This window comes from Actinoplanes xinjiangensis (assembly GCF_003148685.1).
Lineage (GTDB): Bacteria > Actinomycetota > Actinomycetes > Mycobacteriales > Micromonosporaceae > Actinoplanes > Actinoplanes xinjiangensis.
On the sequence record NZ_QGGR01000015.1, the window covers coordinates 207,814 to 228,646 of the forward strand.

Genomic DNA, 20,833 nt, shown 5'->3' on the forward strand with positions numbered 1-20,833 from the left:
AACAGGGCGCAAGCGCAATCAGTTAGGTCTTACTTCTCGATGACCGCGAGGACGTCGCGGGCGGAGAGCACCAGGTACTCCTCGCCGGCGTACTTGACCTCGGTGCCGCCGTACTTCGAGTAGAGGACGACGTCGCCGACCTTCACGTCGAGCGGAACGCGGTTGCCCTTGTCGTCGATCCGGCCGGGGCCGACGGCGAGGACGGTGCCCTCCTGGGGCTTCTCCTTGGCGGTGTCGGGGATCACGATGCCGGACGCGGTGGTCGTCTCGGCCTCGTTCGCCTGGACCACGATGCGGTCCTCGAGCGGCTTGATCGCAACCTTTGTCGCGGTAGTCACGGGCATACCCTCCTGGGTACAGGTTTCGCCGGCCATGAACCAGGCCGGTCAATGCCTCATGCCACCGGGCGGGGCCGTCGTCGCGGGTGCCGGTCCGCCTGGTGCCTAACCGCCACGGAGGACCCGGGCGGCTGGCACCCTCATGTTGAGAGTGCTAACGCCGAGACTATGTCGGAACTAGCACTCCGTCAACCAGAGTGCCAACCTGTCACGCCAGGGAGAATGCCTCTCGTGACCCCACAGTCGTTGCAACTGTTGCGTACCCCCGAGGGGTTGAAAGCCCTGGCCGCGGCGGCCGAGGTGGCCGGCGGTGAACCGCTCGCCGCCGCCTCGGCCCTACGGGCCCGGGGCTTCGGCGCGGAGCTCTCCGCGGCCGCCTTGACCCAGGCTAGTTTGCGCGGGCGCGCCGCGATGAAGTTCGGCCCGGACGCCGCCGGGATGTTCTTCACCAGGGCCGGTCTGGAGCAGGCCACCCGTGCCGTGGTGGCCGACCGGCGGGCCGCGCGGCTCGCCGCGGCGGGCGTCCGGACCCTCGCCGACCTCGGCTGCGGGCTGGGGTCGGACGCGCTGGCCGCGGCCCGGCACGGCATCACCGTGTACGCGGTGGACGCCGATCCGGTCACGGCGGCGATGGCGGCCGCGAACGCCGAGGCCGCCGGTCTCGCCGACCGGATCACCGTGACCTGTGCCGACGCGACCACGGTTCCGGTGGAGCGGTACGACGCGGTCTTCGCCGATCCGGCCCGGCGCCAGGTCGGCCGCGGCCGGGTGTTCGACCCGAAGGCCTATTCGCCGCCGTGGGACTTCATCGCCGGCCTGCCCGCCCGCACCCCGCGCACGGTGCTGAAGCTGGCACCCGGGATCGACCACGCGCTGCTGCCGCCCGGTGCCGAGGGGGAGTGGGTCAGCGTCGGTGGCGACCTGGTCGAGGCCGCGTTCTGGTGCGGCCCGCTGGCCGAGGTCCCGCGCCGTGCCACGCTGCTCGGCCCGGACGCCGGTTTGGTCGGGGCAGGCAACAAATCGGCGGAGGTGGGGCCGGTCGGCGCCTGGATCTACGACCCCGATCCGGCGGTCATCCGCTCCCATCTGGTGGCCGAGTTCGCCGCGGCGATCGGCGGGCGGCTGGCCGATCCGGAGATCGCCTACGTCTACACCGACGACCCGGTGGACACGCCGTTCGCCCGCCGGCTCGCGGTCACCGAGATGCTGCCGTTCTCGCTGAAACGGCTCCGCGCGCTGCTCCGGGAGCGCGGGGTGGGTGTCCTGGAGATCCGCAAACGAGGCTCGGCGCTGGTCCCCGATCAGCTGCGCAAGGACCTCAGGCTGTCCGGGCCGAACACGGCGGGGCTGGTGCTGACCCGGGTGGAGGGGGCACCGGTGGCACTGCTGACCACCGCGGCGATGTGACCCGGCGGGCCGCGATGGGGCGGTCGCGGCGATGTAGCTCACGGGGCGGCAGCGCCGGGGAGGCGACCGCGGCGAGGTAGTTTTCGCGGATGGCCAAGAAAGCGGCCGGAACGCCGGCCACCGTGGTGCTCACCACCGAGCGGGTGGCGCACGCCCTGCATCCGTATGAGGTGTCGCCGGACGCCCCCAACTACGGTGCGCTGGTGGCCGAGGCCCTCGGGGTCGCTCCGGAGCAGATGTTCAAGACGCTGGTGGCCGAGGTGGACGGCGCTCTCGTGGTCGGTGTCGTGCCGGTCACCGGTGATCTGGACCTGAAGGCGCTGGCCGCGGCGGCCGGCGGTAAGCGGGCGGCACTGGCCGACCGGGCGGCCGCGGAGCGCAGCAGCGGCTACGTCCGCGGCGGGATCAGCCCGCTCGGGCAGCGGCGGCGGCTTCCCACCGTGATCGACGACACGGCGGCCGGACTCGAGGTGATGTATGTGTCGGCGGGCCGCCGCGGGCTGCAGGTGTCACTCGCCCCTGCCGACCTGATCAGACTGACCAGCGCGACCGTCGCCCCGATCCGGGCGGGCGCATCCTAGGCCGTCGGAGGGCCCCCGGTTCTCCCGGTTCGGCCGACTTCCCGGCCCGAAACTACTTAGCGTTACGTTATGCGGACCGTGTGGCGAATTTCGGCGTTCTCGGCACGGGTCAGTGAAACGGTCGTGTTGCCGGATTGTTATGCCTCGGTACGAGATAGACCGTCGTTGTCGCTTGTGTTCTGCGCCACCATGTGAATACGTTGCCGGGCACAACAAACCGGTTCCTGATCCATCGGCGTCATGGTTCAGCAGTGGTTCTCCCAGGCGCTGCCCGTCCCTGACGAATCCGAAAGAGGTTCCGGATTCCCCCCGGAAAGGACATATAGGGATGCGTAAGGGAATGTTCGCCCTTGCCACGGCCGGCCTGTTGGCCACGGGCGGCATGTCCGCCTGCGATACCGAGAGCGGTAGCGGCACCGGCAGCGGCTCCTCGGGCGGCGCCATGGTCGGCGTGATCCTGCCGGACACCAAGAGTTCGGCCCGCTGGGAGACGGCGGACCTGAAGTACCTGGCCGACGCGTTCGACGCCGCGGGCATCAGAGCCGACATCAAGAACGCCCAGGGCGACAAGGCCTCGTTCCAGACCATCGCCGACGGCATGATCCAGAGCGGCGTCAAGGTCCTGATGACCGTCAACCTGGACTCCGGCACCGGCAAGAACGTTCTGGCGAACGCGAAGAAGGCCGGCATCCACACGATCGACTACGACCGCCTCACGCTGAGCGGTGGCGCCGACTACTACGTCTCCTTCGACAACGTCGAGGTCGGCAAGCTCCAGGGGCAGGGTCTGGTGGACTGCCTGGCCGAGAAGCGGGTGACCGGTCCGGTCGTCGCCTACCTCAACGGCTCGCCCACCGATAACAACGCCACCCTGTTCAAGGAGGGCTACGACTCGGTCCTCAAGCCGAAGTTCGACTCGGGCGAGTTCACCAAGGGCCCGGACGACGCGGTTCCGGACTGGGACAACGCCAAGGGCGGCACGATCTTCGAGCAGCAGCTCACCAAGGACAACAAAATCGCCGGTGTGCTCGCCGCGAACGACGGTCTCGCCAACGCGGCCATCGAGGTCCTGAAGAAGAACAAGCTGAACGGCACCGTTCCGGTCACCGGCCAGGACGCCACCGTCCAGGGCCTCCAGAACATCCTCGCCGGTGACCAGTGCATGACCGTCTACAAGGCGATCAAGAAGGAGGCCGAAGCGGCCGCCGCGCTGGCCGTCGCACTGGCCAGGGGCGAGACCCCGAGCACCGCCACCAACACCGTGATCGACCCGGAGTCGAAGGCCGCCGTCAAGTCGGTGCTGCTCAAGCCGGAGGCGATCACCAAGGCGAACGTCAAGACGGTCATCGACGACGGGTTCGTCACCAAGGAGGCGCTGTGCACCGCAGCGTTCGCGAAGGCCTGCACCGACGTGGGCATCAGCTGATCCTCAGTACTCCCCGCTGATTCCGGCGACGGCGCCGCCCACGTCATCGACGTGAGCGGCGCCGGAGTCGGTTCCGCGGCCGGAACCGGCCGGTCACCGAACTAAGGAGAAACACCCGTGGCCGCGACACCCCTACTGGAACTGCGCGGGATCGACAAGAGCTTCGGTCCCGTCCAGGTGCTGCACGATGTCGGCCTGAGCGTCTACCCCGGCGAGGTCACCGCCCTGATCGGTGACAACGGCGCCGGCAAGTCGACGCTCGTCAAGTGCGTCAGCGGCATCTACACGATCGACGCGGGCACGGTGACCTTCGACGGCAGGCAGGTCTCGGTGCACAGCCCCCGGGACGCCGCCGACCTCGGTATCGAGGTCGTCTACCAGGACCTCGCGCTCTGCGACAACCTGGACATCGTCCAGAACATGTTCCTCGGCCGGGAGAGGAAGCGCGGCATCGTCCTGGACGAGCCGACCATGGAGCAGATGGCCGGCGAGACGCTGGCCAACCTTTCGGTACGCACGGTCAAGTCGCTCCGTCAACTCGTCGCCACCCTCTCCGGCGGTCAGCGGCAGACCGTGGCGATCGCCAAGGCGGTGCTCTGGAACAGCAGGGTCGTGATCCTGGACGAGCCGACCGCGGCTCTCGGCGTGGCACAGACCGCCCAGGTGCTGGAGCTGGTCCGCCGACTGGCCGACAAGGGTCTCGGCGTGGTGCTCATCTCGCACAACATGAACGACGTCTTCGCGGTCTCCGACCGGATCGCCGCGCTCTACCTCGGCCGGATGGCCGCCGAGGTGAAGACGAGCGACGTCACCCACGCCCAGATCGTCGAGTTGATCACCGGCGGGCGCAGTGGCCACCTGGGCCTCCCGCCGGAGAATCCCACCGACTTCGCCGACATCACGCCGGGAGTCCACCAGTGAGCACCACGACACTCGATACCGCCGGTGGCGTCACCGTCGTCAAACCCACGGTCAACAGCCACTTCCGGGACTACGTGGACCGGATCCGCGGTGGTGACCTCGGGGCCCTGCCCGCCGTACTGGGCCTGGTCCTGCTCACTCTGATCTTCGGCATCGCCCGGCCGGAGACGTTCTTCAGTGCCGGCAATCTCGCGAACCTGTTCAACCAGGCCGCCGGCCTCACCATGATCGCGATGGGCCTGATCTTCGTCCTCCTGCTGGGCGAGATCGACCTCTCCGCCGGCTACGCGGCCGGTGTCTGCGGCGCGGTGATGGCGATCCTGCTCACCGAGAAGAACTATTCCGAGCCGGTCGCGCTGATCGCGTCGCTGGCCGTCGGCGCGGTGATCGGCCTGGCACTCGGCTTCCTGGTGGCGAAGATCGGCATCCCGTCCTTCGTCGTCACGCTGGCGGCCTTCCTGGCCTTCCAGGGCGTCCTGCTGAACCTGCTCGGTGAGGGCAAGAACGTCTCGATCCCGGACGGTTTCATCAAGTCGCTCAACAAGGACAGCCTTCCGGTCGCCTGGAGCTGGTCCCTGGCGGTGGCGGCGGTGGCCGTGTTCGCGCTCATCCAGTTCCTGCGCTACCGCGGCCGGGTCGTCCGGGGCCTGGTCACCGAGCCGGTCGGGATCGTCCTGCTGCGGGTGGCGGGAATCGCGGCGCTGATCCTGATCACCACCGCGATCCTCACCCAGGAGCGGGCGATCAACCCGGCCGTCACCTCGCTCAAGGGCGTCCCGATCGCCGCGCCGGTGATCGGCGGCTTCCTGGTGCTGTGGACGTTCGTGCTGGGCCGCACCTCGTACGGCCGGCACATCTACGCCGTCGGCGGCAACGCCGAGGCCGCCCGCCGGGCCGGCATCCCGGTCGACCGGATCCGCATCTCGGTCTTCGTGATCGGCTCCATCATGGCCGCGGTCGGCGGCATCATGCTGGTCAGCCGGGCCGGGTCGGTCGACCCGAACACCGGCGGCAGCAGCACCCTGCTCTACTCGGTCGGCGCCGCGGTGATCGGCGGCACCAGCCTCTTCGGCGGTAAGGGAAAGGTGATCCACGCGGTGATCGGTGGCGCGGTGATCGCGGTCATCGACAACGGCATGTTGCTGATGGACTTCTCCTCCGGGACGCGCTACGTGTTCACCGGTGTGATCCTGCTCATCGCCGCGGGTGTCGACGCGCTGGCGCGCCGCCGCGCCGCGGCGACCGGCAACCGGTAACCAGGGCCCGATGGACACCACGACGGGGCAGGGGACGGGGCGCTGATGCGAGCCAGCCCGAGTCAGGAAGAGGTACGCAAGTACAACCTCGGGACGGTGCTGCGCTACGTGCACATGCACGGCGCGACGTCCCGGGCTGAGCTGACCACCCGGCTCGGCCTCAACCGCAGCACGATCGGCGCCCTCACCGCCGACCTGATCGGCGCGGGTCTGGTCAGCGAGGCGGCGCCACGCGAGACCGGACGGGCCGGCCGGCCGTCACTCGTCGTCCGGCCGGAGTCCGGGCGGGTGTACGCCTACGCGCTCAGCATCGAGGTGGACCGGCTGCGGGCGGCCCGGGTCGGTTTGGGCGGCCGGATCCTCGAGCAGTACGAGACCGAGCGCCCCCGCGGAATGAGTGCCGGCGAGGCGGTCCGCCCGCTGGCCCGCTACGTCCGCACCATGCGCTCCGGTGCCCCCGCCGACGGCCGGTGCGTGGGCAGCGCCGTCGCCGTGGCCGGCATGGTGCGGCTGGAGGACGGCATGATCCGGCTGGCCCCGACCATCGGCTGGGTCGACGAGCCGATCGGTGAGGCACTGCGCACCGAGTTGGAGGAGTTCGGGCCGCTGAGCGTCGGCAATCACGCCGACGTGTGCGCGCTCGCCGAGCACTCACGCGGCGCCGCGGTCGGCTCCGACAACGTCATCTACCTGTACGGCGACGTCGGTGTCGGTGCCGGGATCGTGGCCGGTGGACGGCGGGTGCACGGGCACGGCGGCTACGGCGGGGAGGTCGGCCACATGGTCGTCAACCCGTACGGCCGGACCTGTAGCTGTGGCTCGCGCGGCTGCTGGGAGACCGAGATCGGCGAGCACGCGCTGCTGCGCCTGGCCGGGCGGGCCGACCGCAGCGGCCGGGAGGCGGTGCTGGCCGTGGTGGACGCCGCGATGCGCGGGGACAGTTCGGCGCAGCACGCGTTACGGCAGGTCGGCGACTGGGTCGGGTTCGGTGTCGGCAACCTGGTGAACATCTTCAACCCGGAGGTGGTGATCTTCGGCGGCACTCTGCGGGACGTCTATCTCGGTGCCGCGGCGCAGATCCGCAGCAGGCTGAACGCGGTCGGGCTGCCGGCCTGCCGCGAGCACGTCCGGCTGCGCACGCCGGAACTGGGCCCGGACGCGGCTCTGATCGGGGCCGCCGAACTGGCCTTCGAGCACCTGCTCGACGACCCTCTCGTGCCCTGAGAGCCGAGGCTCCACCGGCTGCCCGGTGACCTCGGCTGCGAGTACCCCTGGAGAGCCGGCGGTACCGGCTCCGTTTCGTGCCCGGGTGTCGGAGTCCTGATCGGACGGTGGGTCCGCACCGTCGTGAAGGGGCACCCATCCGGAAGATCTATGCTGCCCGCCATGCCCCCGCGTCAACCGGATCTGGACCCGGCGGCCGCCTACCCGCGGATCACCGGTCTGCGGGACGCCCTGGACTCCGGGGACTGGCCGGCCTGCCGTGCGGTGCTCGACGCCTCCGCGCCGGTGGAACGCACCGAGCTCACCATGGTGCCCTTCGCCGAGCCGGGCCTGGAGACGTTCCTGCGCGGCGTGCTGGACGGCGACCCGGGGGACGGCGCGGCCGCCGCGCTGCTCGGCCGGCATCTGATCGGAACGGCCTGGCGTGTCCCGACCGGCGCCCGGGCGGAGCGGGGCGCCCCGCGGCGGCCCGCCGGGCGCACCGACGGGCTGGTGACGGCCGAACGGCTGCTCGTCGACGCCGCCGCCCGCAGCCCCCGTGACCCGGCGATCTGGACGGCCCGCCTGGTCACCGCGCGGGGTCTGCGGCTCGGCCGCTCCGAGGCCGCCCGGCGCTACCGGCGGCTCGCCGAGATCGATCCGCACCACCTGCCGGCGCAGTGGCAGTACCTTCAGCAGCTCTGCCCGGAACCCGGCGGTGACTGGGAGCCGGCGCACGCGTTCGCCCGGGAGACCGCCGAGGCCGCGCCGCCGGGATCGTTCGGGCCGGTGCTGGTCGCCGAGGCACACCTGGAGCACTGGAACCGGGAACACCACCGGCAGCCGGGAGCGGGCCGCCGGTATCTCGCCGACGACCGGGTCCGGGCCGGGCTGCACGAGGCGGCCCGCCGCTCGGTGTGGCACGCCGACTTCCGGCACACCCACGGCTGGGTCCGGGTGACGAGCACGTTCGCGATGGCGTTCGCACTGCTCGACGACCGGCCGGCGGCCGACTCGCTCTTCACCACGCTGGGCGATCTCGGTTCCGACCATCCCTGGTACCACCTCGGTGACCCGGGCGCGGTGATCGTGAAGTATCGGAAACGGGTGGCGGGAGGCGGCACATGAGGCGACTGGAGGTCGACGGGATCCCGGCGGTGCTCGCGCCGGTGACCGGTCCCGCCCACGCCGGCCTGGTCTTCCGGGTCGGTACGGCGGACGAGCCGCTGGCCCGGCGCGGCATCACCCGCCTGGTCGAGCACCTGGTGACCGACGGTCTCGACCCGGCCGGCCGGACCAGTTGGACGACCGGGCCCGAGCACACCTGGTTCCACGTGCAGGGCTCACCCACCGAGATCACCGAGTTCCTCACCGGGGTGTGCGAGGGACTCCGCAACCCGCCGGCCGACCGGCTCGCCGAGGTGCGGGAGCTGGTGCAGGGCGCCCGGCCCGAACGGGACCCGCTGCCGATGTGGCGGCACGGTGCCCGTGGCTTCGGCGTCGTCAGCTATCCGGAGTGGGCGCTGCCCGGTCTCACCGAGGCGCACCTCCGCGAGTGGATCTCCCGATGGTTCACCCGGGAGAACGCGGCACTCTGGGTGGCCGGCGATGAGGTGCCCGAGGGGCTGCGGCTGGACCTGCCGGCCGGCGTACGGCAGGCGCCGCCGGCCGCCGCCAGGACGCTGCCGCTGACCCCCGCCTGGTTCACCGGCGGCGTCGGCTGGGACACGGTGATCGCCCGTGGCCCGGAGGCCGCGGTCTTCGCCAACGTCCTGGAACGCCGGGTGCACCGGGACCTGCGTGACCTCACCGCGCAGACACGTACCGAGTACGTTCCGCGCTCGGACGGCACCGCGCGGATCCTGATCGTCGCCGAGGCACTGCCGGAGCAGTCCGAGGCGGCCCTCGGCGGTCTGGTCGACGTGCTGGCCGCGGTACGGGCCGGGCAGATCGACCCGGACGAGGTGGCGAGCGTGGTGAAGCTCACCGGTGAGGGACTGCGCGAGTCCGAGTCGCGCGGCGCCCGCCTGCCCGGCCAGGCGTTCAACCTGCTCGCCGGGCGCGAGGTGCAGACGCTGGAGGAGGCCCTCGCCGAGGTGCGGGCGGTCACCGCCGCCGATGTGGCCCGGGTCGCCGTCGAGGCGTACGACGCCGGTCTGCTGATGACCCCGCCCGGCAGCACCGCCGAGTGGGCCGGTTACACCGCCGCCCCGGCGATGTCGGACACGGTGCCGGCCGGCCGTGTCCATCGTGGCCGCCGCGACCGGGCGCTGCGCCTGATCAGCGGTGCCGAGGGGGTCGGCGTGACCGGCCATGGCGTGGTCGCCGCCGTCCGCTGGGACTCCTGCGCAGCCCTGCTGAGCTGGCCGGACGGGGGTCGTCATCTGATCGGCGAGGACGCGGTGACGGTCCGGGTCGAGCCGACCATGTACCGGGGCGCCGACCGGGTGGTGCGCGAGGTGGACGCCCGGATCCCGGAGCGGCTGCGGATCGAGATGCCGGCCCGCGACCGGGACCGGATTCCGCAGCCGGAGCCCGCGTCCGGGGCCGGCACCGGACGGCTGTACGCCACGGCGATCCTCTGCGGTGTGCTCGCGCTGTTCCTCCTCGGCGGCGGTCTCTGGATCCTCGTCCAGTCACTGGCCGGCCCGGGCACCGGCAACCCGCGCGGCGAGGACGTCCTGGCGCTCGCCGGGTCCCTCGTCTTCGGGGTCATGCTCGGCCGGCACGGCTGGACCGCCGGCCGGGAACTGGGCAGCCGCCGTAGCTGAGGTGCATCTATAGTGCGCGCCATGATCGGATCCACCGACGTGGTGCTCGACGCGGCCGCCGCGTACCCGGAGATCGCCGGGCTCCGGGCGGCTCTCCGCCGCCGGGACTGGCCGGCCTGCCGGGCGCTGCTCGACCAGCTGGAGCCGACGGCCCGCAGCGCCGCGTTGCAGTCCTGTGCCGGTGAGCTCGGGCTCGAGGAGTTCCTGCGCGGGGTGCTGGCCGCCGACGTCACCGACGCCGCCGCGGCCGCGCTGCTCGGCCACCATCTGATCCACGTCGGCTGGGAGATCCGGTCCGGGCAGTACGCCAAGCACGTGGGCGCGCGGCAGTTCGATCGGTTCCACGACTGGCTGCGCCGGGCCGAGCTGGTGCTGATCGACGCCGCCGCCCGCCATCCGAAGGACCCGGCGATCTGGACGGCGCGGCTGCTCACCGCCCGGGGCCTGCAACTGGGCCTGGCCGAGGCGCGGCGCCGGCTGGACCGCGCGGTCGCCGCCCAGCCGCACCATCTGCCCGCCCAGCTCCAGTTCCTCCAGAGCGCCTGCCCGAAGTGGGACGGCACCTGGGAGGTTGCCCACGAATTCGCCCGCGACGCCATGCTGGCCGCCCCGCCCGGGTCGCCGCACGCGGTGCTGGTCGTGCACGCGCATGTCGAGCACATCGTCGGCGACGACGACACCGACGTCGTGCGCTACCTGGCCGACGACACCATCCGTGCCGGGATCTACGAGGCGGCGCACCGGTCGATCTGGCATCCGGAGTTCCGGCGTGGCCCCGGCTGGGTGCAGGCGTTCACCGCGTTCGCGCTGATCTTCACGATGCTCGACGACCGGCGGTCCGCGGCGACCGCGTTCGCCGGGCTCGGCACCCTGGCCGCGGAGTACCCCTGGAACCAGATCGGCAGCGATGTGTCCGCGCAGATCCGGGAGGCGCGGGCGTGGGCGTACGAGGAGGCCGTATGACCACCCGGCAGGAGGTCGACGGCGTGCCGGTGCTGATCGCGCCGACCACCGGGCCGATGAGCGCCGGACTCGCCTTCCGGGTCGGTTTCGTCGACGAGACGCTGTCCCGGCGCGGCATCACGCACCTGATCGAGCACCTCGCCCTGCACACGCTCGGGGTGGCCGACTACCACTACAACGGCGCCACCGGCGTCGAGCACACCGTCTTCCACATGCAGGGCGCGGAGGCGGACATCGTCGCCTTCCTGAACGGCGTGTGCGCCGCCCTCGGCGATCTGCCGATGGACCGTCTCGCCGTGGAGAAGGAGATCCTGCGGACCGAGCAGAACTCCCGCGGTGAGGGCCCGGCCGGGCGGCTGGCCCTGTGGCGGCACGGCGCCCGTGACTACGGCCTGGCCAACTACCCGGAGTGGGGCCTGGGCGCCCTCACTCCCGACGATCTGCGCGCCTGGGTGGCCCGCTACTTCAACCGGGGCAACGCGGTCCTCTGGATCGCCGGGCCGGGCGTGCCCGCCGGTCTCCGGCTCGATCTCCCGGACGGCACGCGCCAGGCCGCCCCGGTGCCTTCTTCCATCCTTCCGGTACGCCCGGCGTACTTCATCGGCGCGGAGGACGCCATTGCCTGGGACGCCGTCGTCGACCAGGGCGAGGATGCGGCGGTCTTCGCCGAGGTGCTGAGACGGTCGATGTTCCGTTCGCTGCGCCAGGAGAGCGGCCTCTCCTACAACGTGGTGAGCGACTACACACCGAGAGCCGACGGCCGTGCCGTGATCATGGCGGCCGCCGACTCGCTGCCGGAGAAGCAGGGCGCCGTCCTCGGCGGCCTCGTCGACGTACTGGCCGCCGCCCGCCTCGGGATCATCGACGAGGCCGAGGTGGCCGCGGTGGTCAACAAGCGCCGCGAGGAGCTGCGGCAGGCCGACGCCACCGGAGGACGGCTGCCCGGTCAGGCGTTCGACCTGCTCGACGGCCGCCCGGTGCGCAGTGTCACCGAGGTGCTGGCCGAACTCGACGCGGTCACCCGGGACGACGTCGTCGCGGTCGCCGCCGCGGCCAGTGCCGACGGGCTGTTGATGACGCCGGGGGAGACCCAGGCGGACTGGGCCGGATTTGCCGAAGCGCCGGTCTCCTCGGTGCCGCCGGTGGACGGCATCACCCATCAGGCGCCGGACGACTCGGCGCCGCGCCTGGTCGCCGGCGAGCGGGGGTTCAGCCTGATCCGGCCGGAATCGACGGCCACCGTGCTCTTCGACGAGTGCTCCGCCGTGCTCGCCTGGCCGGACGGCGGCCGGATCCTCGTCGGGTACGACGCCGTCCAGCTGCGCGTCGAGCCCGCCCTGTATCCGGACGGGCCCGCGATGGTGGCCGCCCTGGACGCGCGGATCCGGCCGGAGCTGCGGGTCGCGATGCCGCCCCGCGATCCGGAGCGGATCCCGCGCCCGCCGGCGCCCGAACCACCTGCCCCGTCCGGATCGGTCCTCGCCCGGGCCCTGCGCCGGATCCGGCGCGGCTGAGAGGCGGATCCGTCACGAATCCGTAAGACCGGCACGCGTATCCGTCGCGGCGGAGAACGGGGACGATGGCAGGGTGAAGGCGTCGATCAGATCCGGGCTCGGTGGAGTGGCGGCGGCTGCGGCCGCTCTCGGCGTGGCCGAGGTGACCGCACTCGCGACGGGCGCCCGCTCGGCCCCGATCGTCGCGGTCGGCGGGGTGGTGGTCGATCATGTGCCGGCCCCGGTCAAGGACTTCGCGGTCGCCGTCTTCGGGGTGCACGACAAGACCGCCCTGATCGTCGGCACGGTTCTGCTCCTGGCCGCCTACGCCTACGGGGTGGGTGTGCTGGCCCGGCGCCGGTGGGCGCCGGCGGTCGCCGGAATCGCGGTGTTCGGGCTGGTCGGTGCGGTGGCGGCGGTGACCCGGCCGGGCGCGGGCGGGACGTCGGTGATCCCGTCGGTGGTCGGTGCCGCGGCGGCCGTGCTGGTGCTGCGCCACCTGCGGGGACGGGCCGGTGCGGCCGAAACCGACGACGGGGCGGATGGGCCGTACCAGATCCAGGAGAGCCGTCGCCGTTTCCTCCGTGACCTGGGGATCGTCGCCGCGGCCGCCGCGGCCGCGGGTGTCGCCGGCCGGATGCTCACCTCGCGCCGCGCGGTGACCGTGGCCCGGCAGTCGATCGCGCTGCCATCCCCCGTCGAGCCACGGCCGGTGCTGCCCGCCGGCGTGGACGTGCCCGGCACGACCCCCTATGTCACGCCCAACCGGGCCTTCTACCGGATCGACACCGCGCTGGTCACGCCGCAGGTGGACCCGTCGGCCTGGCAGCTGCGGATCCACGGGATGGTCCGCAACCCGATCACGCTCACCTGGGCGGACCTGCTGAAACGGCCGATGGTCGAGCGGTACGTGACGATCGCGTGCGTCTCCAACGAGGTCGGCGGTGACCTGATCGGCAACGCGCTCTGGCTCGGCACCCCGATCCGGGACCTGCTCGAGGAGGCCGGCCCGTTGCCCGAGGCGGATCAGGTGGTGCAGCGGTCGGTGGACGGCTGGACCTGTGGCGCCCCGACGGCGACGCTGCGGGACGGCCGGGACGCGCTGCTCGCGATCGGGATGAACGGCGAGCCGCTGCCGGTCGAGCACGGCTTCCCGGCCCGGATGATCGTTCCCGGACTGTACGGCTACGTCTCCGCCTGCAAGTGGATCACCGAGATCGAGCTGACCCGGTTCGCCGACTTCGACGCCTACTGGGTGCCGCGCGGATGGTCGGCACTGGCCCCGGTGAAGACCCAGTCGCGAATCGACAGCCCGGGCGACGGCAGCCGGAAACCGGTGGGCGACGTGACGGTCGCCGGAGTCGCGTGGGCGACACATCGCGGTATCGCGACGGTCGAGGTGCAGGTGGACGACGGTCCATGGCAGCCCGCGCGGCTCGCCGCGGCGGTCTCCGCGGACACCTGGCGGCAGTGGAGCCTGACCTGGGCCGCCTCCGCCGGGCGGCACACCCTTCGAGTACGCGCGACCGATCTCGATGGGGTGACGCAGACGCCGCTGGAGGCCCCACCGGCCCCCGACGGCGCCACCGGACTGCACCAGGTGACCGTCGACGTCGGGTAGTTGAAAGCCGCACTTTCGGTCCGACTCGGGAAAGCAAGTCGCTCATACGGTGGCTTGCATGTCCACCAATGCGGTTGAAGAACCGCTGAACCACTCGACACGGTCCTCCCTGGAGGACCGTGCCGGAAGCCGTGTGGTGACGCCGCGTGCCGGTCGGCGTCAGGCCGCCGGTGCCTGCCGCTGTGCGGGCACCGCCGTCTTGTGGGGCCGGCCGAGGCGAGCCTCGAGCCGGAGCAGGTCGACCCGTCCGTGACGGTCTGCGAGATCCTCCCAGCCGACCGCGAGCAGCCGCAGCCGCTCCGATTCGCTGAAGCCTCCCCAGACCCCGTACGGCTCGCGAACCGCGAGGGCGTGCGCGGCGCACTCCGCCCGAACCGGGCAGGCGCCGCACATGCTCTTCGCCTTGGCCTCCCGGCGACTGCGGGACGACCCGCGTTCGCCGTCAGGGTGGAAGAACTGTGCGCTGTCCCGGCCTCGGCAGAGCCCCAGTCTCTGCCAATCCCAGACATCGGCGATGGGACCGGGCAGTCTGCGAACGTTCGACATCAACACCCTCCTCCCGCGCGGCACCGCGGAGCGTTCGTCGTGAGGGGCCAGGAACCGGCCTCGTGCGGGTGTACCCCGGCAACGTCCGGCTCACACGCACCATGTCGATGTCTTCGCGAGCGGTATGGCAAAGGGGCGGCAAGTCATACCTTTCTTTCCCGTTTTTTCCATCTAAAGCGCGTAATGCTGCGGCCCTCGCGTGATCTCCTCTGAGAGAGAAGGAGGATCACTGTGCGTACCGTCCTCGTGTGCGTCCGAACCCCGCTGGCGGCCCAGACCGTCGCGTCCACCGCGGCCCGGCTCGGCATGACCGGCGTCGTCCGGACTGCGGTCAGCGAGACCGAGGCCATGATCCGACTGGCGGAACGGCCCGCCGAAGTGGTCCTGGCCGACACCGCCGTGACCCGGCCCGACAGCGTCGGTTTCACCCGGCGGGTACTCGCCCGTGCCCCCCAGGCGCAGTTGGTGCTCTTCGGTGCGGAAGACCCGCGGGTAGCCGCGGCGGCAGTGGCCGCCGGCGCCCGAGGTGTCATCCGTGGCGTCGAACATGACCTGGTCAGCGTCGTCGCCAAGGCACTACTCCTACTGCTGTTGCCGGTACGCCCGCAGGGCATGCCGATCAACGGCGCCAACGCTCAACCGGCCACCGTGGCCGGCGGTGTGCGCAACAACAACTCCCCGGCGGCCCGGGGGCAGTACCAGCAGGGCCCCGGTGGCATCGGCGTGCACAACGCAGCGGCGGTGCCGGCCATGCTCGGGCCCAACGCGCCGATGGTCCCCGCCCAGCGCGGGGACGCGCCGATCGACCCGGCCACCGGCCGGCCGATGGTGGCCTGGCCCGGCAACGAAGCCGGGGTGGGCATGACCGACGCGCAACCCGCGGGCCGGCGGCTGACGCTCACCGAGCGTGAGCTTCAGGTGCTGCGGGGGATGGCGGACGGGAAGAGCAACGCCGAGATCGGCCGCGAACTGTTCGTCTCCGAGGACACCGTCAAAACCCACGCACGGCGGCTCTTCCGCAAACTCGGGGCCCGGGACCGTGCGCACGCGGTCGCTGCCGGGTTCAGGGCGGGGCTGGTCGCCTGAGGTGGTTCGGTCGCCGGGGTGAGTGCCTCGGCGGCTGAGGCGAGTGTTTCGATCGCTCGGTGAATGCCTCGGCGGCGAGGCGAGTGTTTCGGTCGCCTCGGTGGCTGAGGCTGGCGGGGCGGTCTGCTGAGCTGGCTGGCTTCGCTTCGCTCCGCGGCAGAACGCCTTGTACCCGGTGATGAGGCAGGCGATTTCCCGCCACCCCGCAAACCCCGCGGGGCGTCGGTAAATCGACTGCCTCATCACCGGCGGCGTTATGCGGGCCGTTCTGTGGCTACGCGCGCACTGGGAAACTACGGGGTTTCCTACGGGGCAGCGCGGCCGTTCCGTGACTACGGGGTTTCGTCGTCGCTGCCCTCGGTCAGGGTGTCGTGTACGCCGTCGGCGTAGCCCCGGGCGTACTCCCACGTGACGTAGTGGTCGGGGTCGGGGTCGTAGGCCGGCTCGTGGACGCGGGGGCGGCCACTGCTCAGCAGATGGCGCAGATTACCGCGCAGCAGGTCCCAGTCGAAGTAGTGCGGCTCGTGGCAGTCCTCGCACTCGATCACCAATCCGCGGATGCCCGTCGGACTCAGCAGCGCCTGGTAGATCTCCAGGTCGGAGAGGTCCTCCAGGACGTCCTGCCGCTCGTCCTCGGTCAGCGGTTCGGTCTCGGCGTCCTCGTTGAGGTCGTCGAGACCGGCGGCCGGGTCGGTCGGGTCGCCGTTGAAGGGGTCGATCGGCTCATCTTGCACCCCCATACCGTACTCACCTCCCGAGTGTGTGTGCTGGCCCGCACGTTCTGTCCGCCGCCCGGGTGCCCCGCCCGGGATGGGTAGGATGATGAACTCCGCCTCTTCTCTCAGGGATGATCTGTGGAAACTGACAGCGCTCGCACCGTTCCTCTCGGCCTCACGTTCGACGATGTGCTGTTGCAGCCAGGCGAGTCGGACGTGGTGCCCAGCCGGGTCAACACGGTCACGCGCCTGACCCGTAACGTCGAACTCACGATCCCGCTGCTCTCCGCGGCGATGGACACGGTGACCGAGGCGCGCATGGCGATCGCCATGGCTCGTGAGGGCGGCATCGGCGTGCTGCACCGCAATCTCTCCGCGGAGGACCAGGCGGCCCAGGTCGACCTCGTGAAGCGGTCCGAGTCGGGCATGATCACCAACCCGATCACCTGTAGCCCCGACGACACTCTCGGCCAGGTCGACGCCCTCTGCGCGAAATACCGCATCTCCGGCGTCCCGGTCGTCGACGGTGAGACCCGGCTGGTCGGGATAGTGACCAACCGTGACATGCGCTTCGTCAGTGACCCGGCCGTCAAGGTCCGCGACGTGATGACCAAGTCGCCGCTGATCACCGCCCCGGTCGGGGTGACCAAGGACGAGGCGCTCGATCTGCTGCGCCGCCACAAGGTGGAGAAGCTGCCGCTCGTCGACGAGCAGGGCCGTCTGCGCGGGCTGATCACGGTGAAGGACTTCACGAAGTCCGAGCAGTTCCCGAACGCGACGAAGGACGAGCAGGGCCGCCTGCGGGTGGCCGCGGCGGTCGGGGTCGGCGACGACTCGTACAAGCGGGCCCGCGGCCTGATCGACGCCGGGGTCGACGTGATCATCGTGGACACCTCGCACGGTCACCAGCGCCAGGTGCTCGACATGATCGCCCGGCTGAAGAAGGACACCGTCACCGACATCGTCGGCGGCAACGTGGCGACCTACGCGGGCGCCAAGGCGATGGTCGAGGCGGGCGCCGACGCGGTGAAGGTCGGTGTCGGGCCGGGCGCGATCTGCACCACCCGGATCGTCGCGGGCGTGGGTGTGCCCCAGATCACCGCGATCATGGAGGCGTCCCGGGCATGCAAGCCGGCCGGGGTTCCGGTGATCGGCGACGGGGGTATTCAGTACAGCGGCGACATCGCCAAGGCACTGGTCGCCGGCGCCAACGCGGTGATGCTCGGCGGTCTGCTGGCCGGTTCGGAGGAGAGCCCCGGCGAGCTGATCTTCGTCAACGGTAAGCAGTTCAAGTCGTACCGGGGGATGGGTTCGCTCGGCGCCATGCAGTCCCGCGGCCAGGCCAAGTCGTACTCCAAGGACCGCTACTTCCAGCACGACGTGCCGGAGGAGAAGCTGGTTCCGGAGGGCGTCGAGGGCCAGGTGCCGTACCGCGGCCCGCTCTCCCGGGTGGTCGGCCAGCTGGTCGGCGGGGTCCGGCTGGCGATGGGCTACGCCGGTGCCGAGACGATCACCGACCTCCAGGAGCGGGGACAGCTCATCCGGATCACCGCGGCCGGCCTCAAGGAGAGCCACCCGCACGACATCCAGATGACCGTCGAAGCTCCCAACTATCACTCCCGCTAGACAGATCCCCAAGAAGGACAAAGGCGCCCATCATGCGTGACGTCGTGGAGATCGGCCTCGGTAAGACCGCGCAGCGCGGCTACCACCTGGACGACATCGCCATCGTTCCGAGTCGTCGCACCCGCGACGTGGACGACGTGTCGACCGAGTGGAAGCTCGACGCGTACCCCTTCAAGATCCCTTGCGTCGCGCACCCGTCGGACGCCACCCAGAGCCCCGAGTCGGTGATCGCCCTGGGCCGCCTCGGCGGTCTGGGCGTGCTCAACGCCGAGGGCCTCTGGACGCGGTACGAGGACCCCAGCAAGATCCTCGAAGAGCTGGCCTCGCTGGACGAGGACGCCGACGCGACCCGGCGCCTCCAGGAGGTCTACGCCGAGCCGATCAAGCCGGAGCTGATCGCCGAGCGGGTCCGCGAGATCCGTGCGTCCGGCGTCACCACGGCGGTCCGGGTGTCGCCGCAGCACACCCTGGCCCTCGCTCCGGTCGTGCTGGATGCGGGTGTCGACCTCCTGGTCATCCAGGGCACCCTGGTGTCGGCCGAGCACGTGTCCACGACGGACGAGCCGCTCAACCTCAAGGAGTTCATCGCCGACCTCGACCTGCCGGTCATCGTCGGCGGTTGCACCGACTACAAGACGGCGCTGCACCTGATGCGGACCGGCGCGGCCGGCGTCATCGTCGGTGTCGGCGCCGACGAGTGGTCCACGACCGACACCGTCCTCGGCATCCGGGTGCCGATGGCCACCGCGATCGCCGACGCCGCGGCCGCCCGCCGCGACTACCTGGACGAGACCGGTGGGCGGTATGTGCATCTGATCGCCGACGGCGGTATCGCCACCAGCGGTGACATCGCCAAGGCGATCGGCTGCGGTGCCGACGCGGTGATGCTCGGCGAGCCGCTGTCACTGGCCGAGGGCGCCCCGGCCGGCGGCGCCTGGTGGCACTCGGCAGCCAGCCACCCGGATCTGCCGCGCGGCGGTTTCTGCATCGCCGGTGAGCCCGACGGCACTCTGGAAGAGGTGCTGTACGGCCCGGCCAACAGCCCCAACGGCCAGCTCAACCTCTTCGGTGGCCTGAAGCGCGCGATGGCCAAGTGCGGCTACCGCGACGTCAAGGAGTTCCAGAAGGTCGCCCTGGTCCTCGACAACTGATCACCCCACACAGCACACGGACGGCGGGCCTCTGGCCCGCCGTTCGGCGTCTCCGGACCAGGGCCCGCAGCCGGTCCGCCGGCTCGCCGGTCCCTGCGGCCCGCCGGTCCCTGCGGCTCGCCGATTTCGGCGGCTCGCCGATTTCGGCGGCTCGCCGTGTTCGGCTGGCTCTCACCGCTGTCAAAACAGCCGTGAGACAGCGGTGGGAGCCAGCCGGAAGGGCCACCGGATCAGCCCGGCGGTCGCGTTGCGGTCCGGCACCGGGACCGGGTCGCGGGGACAGCCTGGGTGCTCTGCGTAGACCGTACGAAAGTCAGGGTTTCGGGGGTTGGGTCTTCGCGGTGAGCCACGCGTGGAAGAAGTCGGTCAGATCGCGGCCCGCAGCGGCGGAGGCCGCCTTGATGAACTGGTCCGTGGTGACGTTGCCGTCGCGGTGTTCGGCGGTCCACGTCTTGACCAGTGTGAAGAAGGCGTCGTCGCCGAGGGTCTTGCGGAGCGCGTGGACGGTCATGCCGCCGCGCTGGTAGACGGCGTTGCCGAAGAGGCGCTGCGGTGTCGGGTCGCCGGGCGCCTCGGACCAGTTGAAGCCGGTGTAGCGCCGGTCGAAGATCTGCTGCGCGGTCTGCCCGCCGCTGTGTTCCGACCAGAGCCACTCGGCGTAGGTCGCGAAGCCCTCGTTGAGCCAGATGTCCTGCCAGCGGGCGAGGGCCACGCTGTCGCCGAACCACTGGTGGCCGAGTTCGTGTGCGACGACGCCGGTGTTCTCGCCGGTGAGGAAGAACGTGTTGCCGTAGACCGGCCGGGACTGGGTCTCCAGGGCGTAGCGGATCTGTGCCTCGTCGACGACGACCCCGCCGTTGGCGCCGAACGGGTACGGCCCGAACCGCGTCTCCAGGAAGTCGGTGATCTCGCCGGTGCGCGCCAGCGACTTCGCGGCCGGGCCGTCCGCGGGCATCGACTCGGGGATGGCGATGACCATCGGGCGCCCGGCGTGGGTGCTCTCGGTGATCCGGTACTGCCCGATCACGACGGTGGCGAGATAGCTGGCCATCGGTGACGACTCGGTCCACCGCCAGGTGGTCCTGCCGTTCGCGGTCTCCTTCGGCCCGGGAACGCCGTTGGCGATCACCTCGACCCCGTCCGGCACGGTCATCGCGAGCCGGAACGTCGCCTTGTCCGATGGATGGTCGTTGACCGGGAACCAGGTGCTCGCCGACTCCGGTTGGCCCAGCGCGACCGCACCCCGGCTGCCGTCGCGGAGCCAGCCGCTGGTGCCGAGCGTGTCGTTCTCGGTGGGCGCGGGCGTGCCGGCGTAGTCGACGACCACGGTGAACGCCTGACCGTCCGGAATCCCGTCGGCCGGGGTGATCACCAGCTCGGTGCCCTCGGCAGCCGACGCGGCGGCGGTGCCGTCCACGGCGACCCCGGCGACGGTGAGGCCGGCCAGGTCGAGGTTGAAGCGGGACAGGTCCTGGGTGGCGGTGGCGGTGATGGTCGCCGTGCCCTCCAGACGGCCGGCCGACGGGTCGTAGCGCAGCGACAGGTCGTAGCCGCCGACGTCGTAGCCACCGTTGCCGTACTTCGGAAAGTACGGATCACCGGCGCCGTCCGACCCGGGCCGGAAGCTCGGGCTGGGCTTCGGCTCGGGCCCGCCACCGGTGCATCCGGCGGCCGCCACCAGCAGAATCAGCCCGCTCACCCAAACCCTCATGTCGTTGAGGGTACGGC

At 71.3% G+C, this 20,833-nt stretch carries 18 protein-coding genes; 14 read left to right on the top strand and 4 right to left on the bottom strand.

Annotated features, from left to right (window positions below):
* Nucleotides 1-29 precede the first annotated feature (29 nt).
* A complete protein-coding gene (groES, locus tag BC793_RS30360; protein WP_014440794.1) occupies nt 30-344 on the bottom strand; it encodes a co-chaperone GroES in 315 nt (104 codons plus the stop codon).
* Nucleotides 345-560: 216 nt separating this feature from the next.
* Here groES and BC793_RS30365 point away from each other — a divergent pair, with 216 nt between their 5' ends.
* The 11 genes from BC793_RS30365 to BC793_RS30415 all read left to right on the top strand — a co-directional run bounded on the left by BC793_RS30365 (nt 561) and on the right by BC793_RS30415 (nt 13,980).
* Nucleotides 561-1,745 carry a class I SAM-dependent methyltransferase gene (locus tag BC793_RS30365; RefSeq protein ID WP_109598699.1) on the top strand — a complete coding sequence of 395 codons (1,185 nt, stop codon included), beginning with the start codon at nt 561-563 and terminating at the stop codon, nt 1,743-1,745.
* Between the two features lie 89 nt (nt 1,746-1,834).
* Nucleotides 1,835-2,326 carry a Cys-tRNA(Pro) deacylase gene (gene ybaK, locus BC793_RS30370; protein WP_109598701.1) on the top strand — a complete coding sequence of 164 codons (492 nt, stop codon included), beginning with the start codon at nt 1,835-1,837 and terminating at the stop codon, nt 2,324-2,326.
* A 328-nt stretch (nt 2,327-2,654) separates the two neighbouring features.
* Entirely contained in the window at nt 2,655-3,752 is a 1,098-nt protein-coding gene (locus BC793_RS30375; RefSeq protein WP_109598703.1) for a sugar ABC transporter substrate-binding protein, read from the top strand.
* A gap of 117 nt (nt 3,753-3,869) precedes the next feature.
* Nucleotides 3,870-4,673 (top strand): ATP-binding cassette domain-containing protein, encoded by an 804-nt coding sequence (locus tag BC793_RS30380; protein WP_109598705.1) that lies wholly within the window; start codon nt 3,870-3,872, stop codon nt 4,671-4,673.
* Nucleotides 4,670-5,929 (top strand): sugar ABC transporter permease, encoded by a 1,260-nt coding sequence (locus BC793_RS30385; RefSeq protein ID WP_109598706.1) that lies wholly within the window; start codon nt 4,670-4,672, stop codon nt 5,927-5,929. Before BC793_RS30380 ends, BC793_RS30385 begins: the two co-directional genes overlap by 4 nt.
* A 45-nt stretch (nt 5,930-5,974) precedes the next feature.
* Nucleotides 5,975-7,153, top strand: a complete 1,179-nt coding sequence (locus BC793_RS30390; RefSeq protein WP_109598708.1) for an ROK family transcriptional regulator — start codon at nt 5,975-5,977, stop codon at nt 7,151-7,153.
* Nucleotides 7,154-7,315: 162 nt separating this feature from the next.
* On the top strand, nt 7,316-8,260 hold the full coding sequence (locus BC793_RS30395; RefSeq protein WP_239170305.1) for a hypothetical protein: 945 nt from the start codon (nt 7,316-7,318) through the stop codon (nt 8,258-8,260).
* Nucleotides 8,257-9,903: a M16 family metallopeptidase gene (locus BC793_RS30400; RefSeq protein ID WP_203896361.1), complete on the top strand. Its 1,647-nt coding sequence runs from the start codon at nt 8,257-8,259 to the stop codon at nt 9,901-9,903. Before BC793_RS30395 ends, BC793_RS30400 begins: the two co-directional genes overlap by 4 nt.
* A gap of 21 nt (nt 9,904-9,924) precedes the next feature.
* Nucleotides 9,925-10,866 carry a hypothetical protein gene (locus tag BC793_RS30405; RefSeq protein ID WP_239170306.1) on the top strand — a complete coding sequence of 314 codons (942 nt, stop codon included), beginning with the start codon at nt 9,925-9,927 and terminating at the stop codon, nt 10,864-10,866.
* Complete coding sequence (locus tag BC793_RS30410; protein WP_109598714.1) at nt 10,863-12,380, top strand: M16 family metallopeptidase; 1,518 nt, start codon at nt 10,863-10,865, stop codon at nt 12,378-12,380. The genes BC793_RS30405 and BC793_RS30410 overlap by 4 nt, the downstream gene beginning before the upstream one ends.
* Before the next feature lie 73 nt (nt 12,381-12,453).
* Nucleotides 12,454-13,980: a molybdopterin-dependent oxidoreductase gene (locus tag BC793_RS30415; RefSeq protein ID WP_109598716.1), complete on the top strand. Its 1,527-nt coding sequence runs from the start codon at nt 12,454-12,456 to the stop codon at nt 13,978-13,980.
* A gap of 159 nt (nt 13,981-14,139) precedes the next feature.
* Here the strand turns inward: BC793_RS30415 and BC793_RS30420 are convergent, their stop codons facing one another.
* Nucleotides 14,140-14,526 (bottom strand): WhiB family transcriptional regulator, encoded by a 387-nt coding sequence (locus BC793_RS30420; RefSeq protein ID WP_109598822.1) that lies wholly within the window; start codon nt 14,524-14,526, stop codon nt 14,140-14,142.
* A gap of 231 nt (nt 14,527-14,757) precedes the next feature.
* Here BC793_RS30420 and BC793_RS30425 point away from each other — a divergent pair, with 231 nt between their 5' ends.
* The gene (locus tag BC793_RS30425) at nt 14,758-15,612 is read left to right on the top strand and encodes a response regulator transcription factor (protein ID WP_109598718.1); all 855 of its coding nucleotides are present in this window, start codon (nt 14,758-14,760) and stop codon (nt 15,610-15,612) included.
* A gap of 332 nt (nt 15,613-15,944) precedes the next feature.
* Here the strand turns inward: BC793_RS30425 and BC793_RS30430 are convergent, their stop codons facing one another.
* Complete coding sequence (locus BC793_RS30430; protein WP_109598824.1) at nt 15,945-16,346, bottom strand: DUF5319 domain-containing protein; 402 nt, start codon at nt 16,344-16,346, stop codon at nt 15,945-15,947.
* A 120-nt stretch (nt 16,347-16,466) separates the two neighbouring features.
* On the opposite strand from BC793_RS30430, the gene guaB reads away from it, so the two are divergent.
* Together guaB and BC793_RS30440 are read left to right on the top strand one after the other, a co-directional pair.
* Nucleotides 16,467-17,954 carry an IMP dehydrogenase gene (gene guaB / locus BC793_RS30435; RefSeq protein ID WP_109598720.1) on the top strand — a complete coding sequence of 496 codons (1,488 nt, stop codon included), beginning with the start codon at nt 16,467-16,469 and terminating at the stop codon, nt 17,952-17,954.
* A 32-nt stretch (nt 17,955-17,986) separates the two neighbouring features.
* A complete protein-coding gene (locus BC793_RS30440; protein ID WP_109598722.1) occupies nt 17,987-19,105 on the top strand; it encodes a GuaB3 family IMP dehydrogenase-related protein in 1,119 nt (372 codons plus the stop codon).
* A gap of 313 nt (nt 19,106-19,418) precedes the next feature.
* On the opposite strand, the gene BC793_RS30445 is transcribed toward BC793_RS30440, so the two are convergent.
* Nucleotides 19,419-20,816 carry a M1 family metallopeptidase gene (locus tag BC793_RS30445; protein ID WP_109598724.1) on the bottom strand — a complete coding sequence of 466 codons (1,398 nt, stop codon included), beginning with the start codon at nt 20,814-20,816 and terminating at the stop codon, nt 19,419-19,421.
* Between the last annotated feature and the right edge of the window lie 17 nt (nt 20,817-20,833).

What these genes read in the sequence shown, in the direction of transcription:
- groES (WP_014440794.1), bottom strand. Translation starts at nt 344, where the DNA reads ATGCCCGTGACTACCGCGACAAAGGTTGCGATCAAGCCGCTCGAGGAC.
- BC793_RS30365 (WP_109598699.1), top strand. Translation starts at nt 561, where the DNA reads ATGCCTCTCGTGACCCCACAGTCGTTGCAACTGTTGCGTACCCCCGAG.
- ybaK (WP_109598701.1), top strand. Translation starts at nt 1,835, where the DNA reads ATGGCCAAGAAAGCGGCCGGAACGCCGGCCACCGTGGTGCTCACCACC.
- BC793_RS30375 (WP_109598703.1), top strand. Translation starts at nt 2,655, where the DNA reads ATGCGTAAGGGAATGTTCGCCCTTGCCACGGCCGGCCTGTTGGCCACG.
- BC793_RS30390 (WP_109598708.1), top strand. Translation starts at nt 5,975, where the DNA reads ATGCGAGCCAGCCCGAGTCAGGAAGAGGTACGCAAGTACAACCTCGGG.
- BC793_RS30395 (WP_239170305.1), top strand. Translation starts at nt 7,316, where the DNA reads ATGCCCCCGCGTCAACCGGATCTGGACCCGGCGGCCGCCTACCCGCGG.
- BC793_RS30400 (WP_203896361.1), top strand. Translation starts at nt 8,257, where the DNA reads ATGAGGCGACTGGAGGTCGACGGGATCCCGGCGGTGCTCGCGCCGGTG.
- BC793_RS30405 (WP_239170306.1), top strand. Translation starts at nt 9,925, where the DNA reads ATGATCGGATCCACCGACGTGGTGCTCGACGCGGCCGCCGCGTACCCG.
- BC793_RS30410 (WP_109598714.1), top strand. Translation starts at nt 10,863, where the DNA reads ATGACCACCCGGCAGGAGGTCGACGGCGTGCCGGTGCTGATCGCGCCG.
- BC793_RS30420 (WP_109598822.1), bottom strand. Translation starts at nt 14,526, where the DNA reads ATGTCGAACGTTCGCAGACTGCCCGGTCCCATCGCCGATGTCTGGGAT.
- BC793_RS30440 (WP_109598722.1), top strand. Translation starts at nt 17,987, where the DNA reads ATGCGTGACGTCGTGGAGATCGGCCTCGGTAAGACCGCGCAGCGCGGC.
- BC793_RS30445 (WP_109598724.1), bottom strand. Translation starts at nt 20,816, where the DNA reads ATGAGGGTTTGGGTGAGCGGGCTGATTCTGCTGGTGGCGGCCGCCGGA.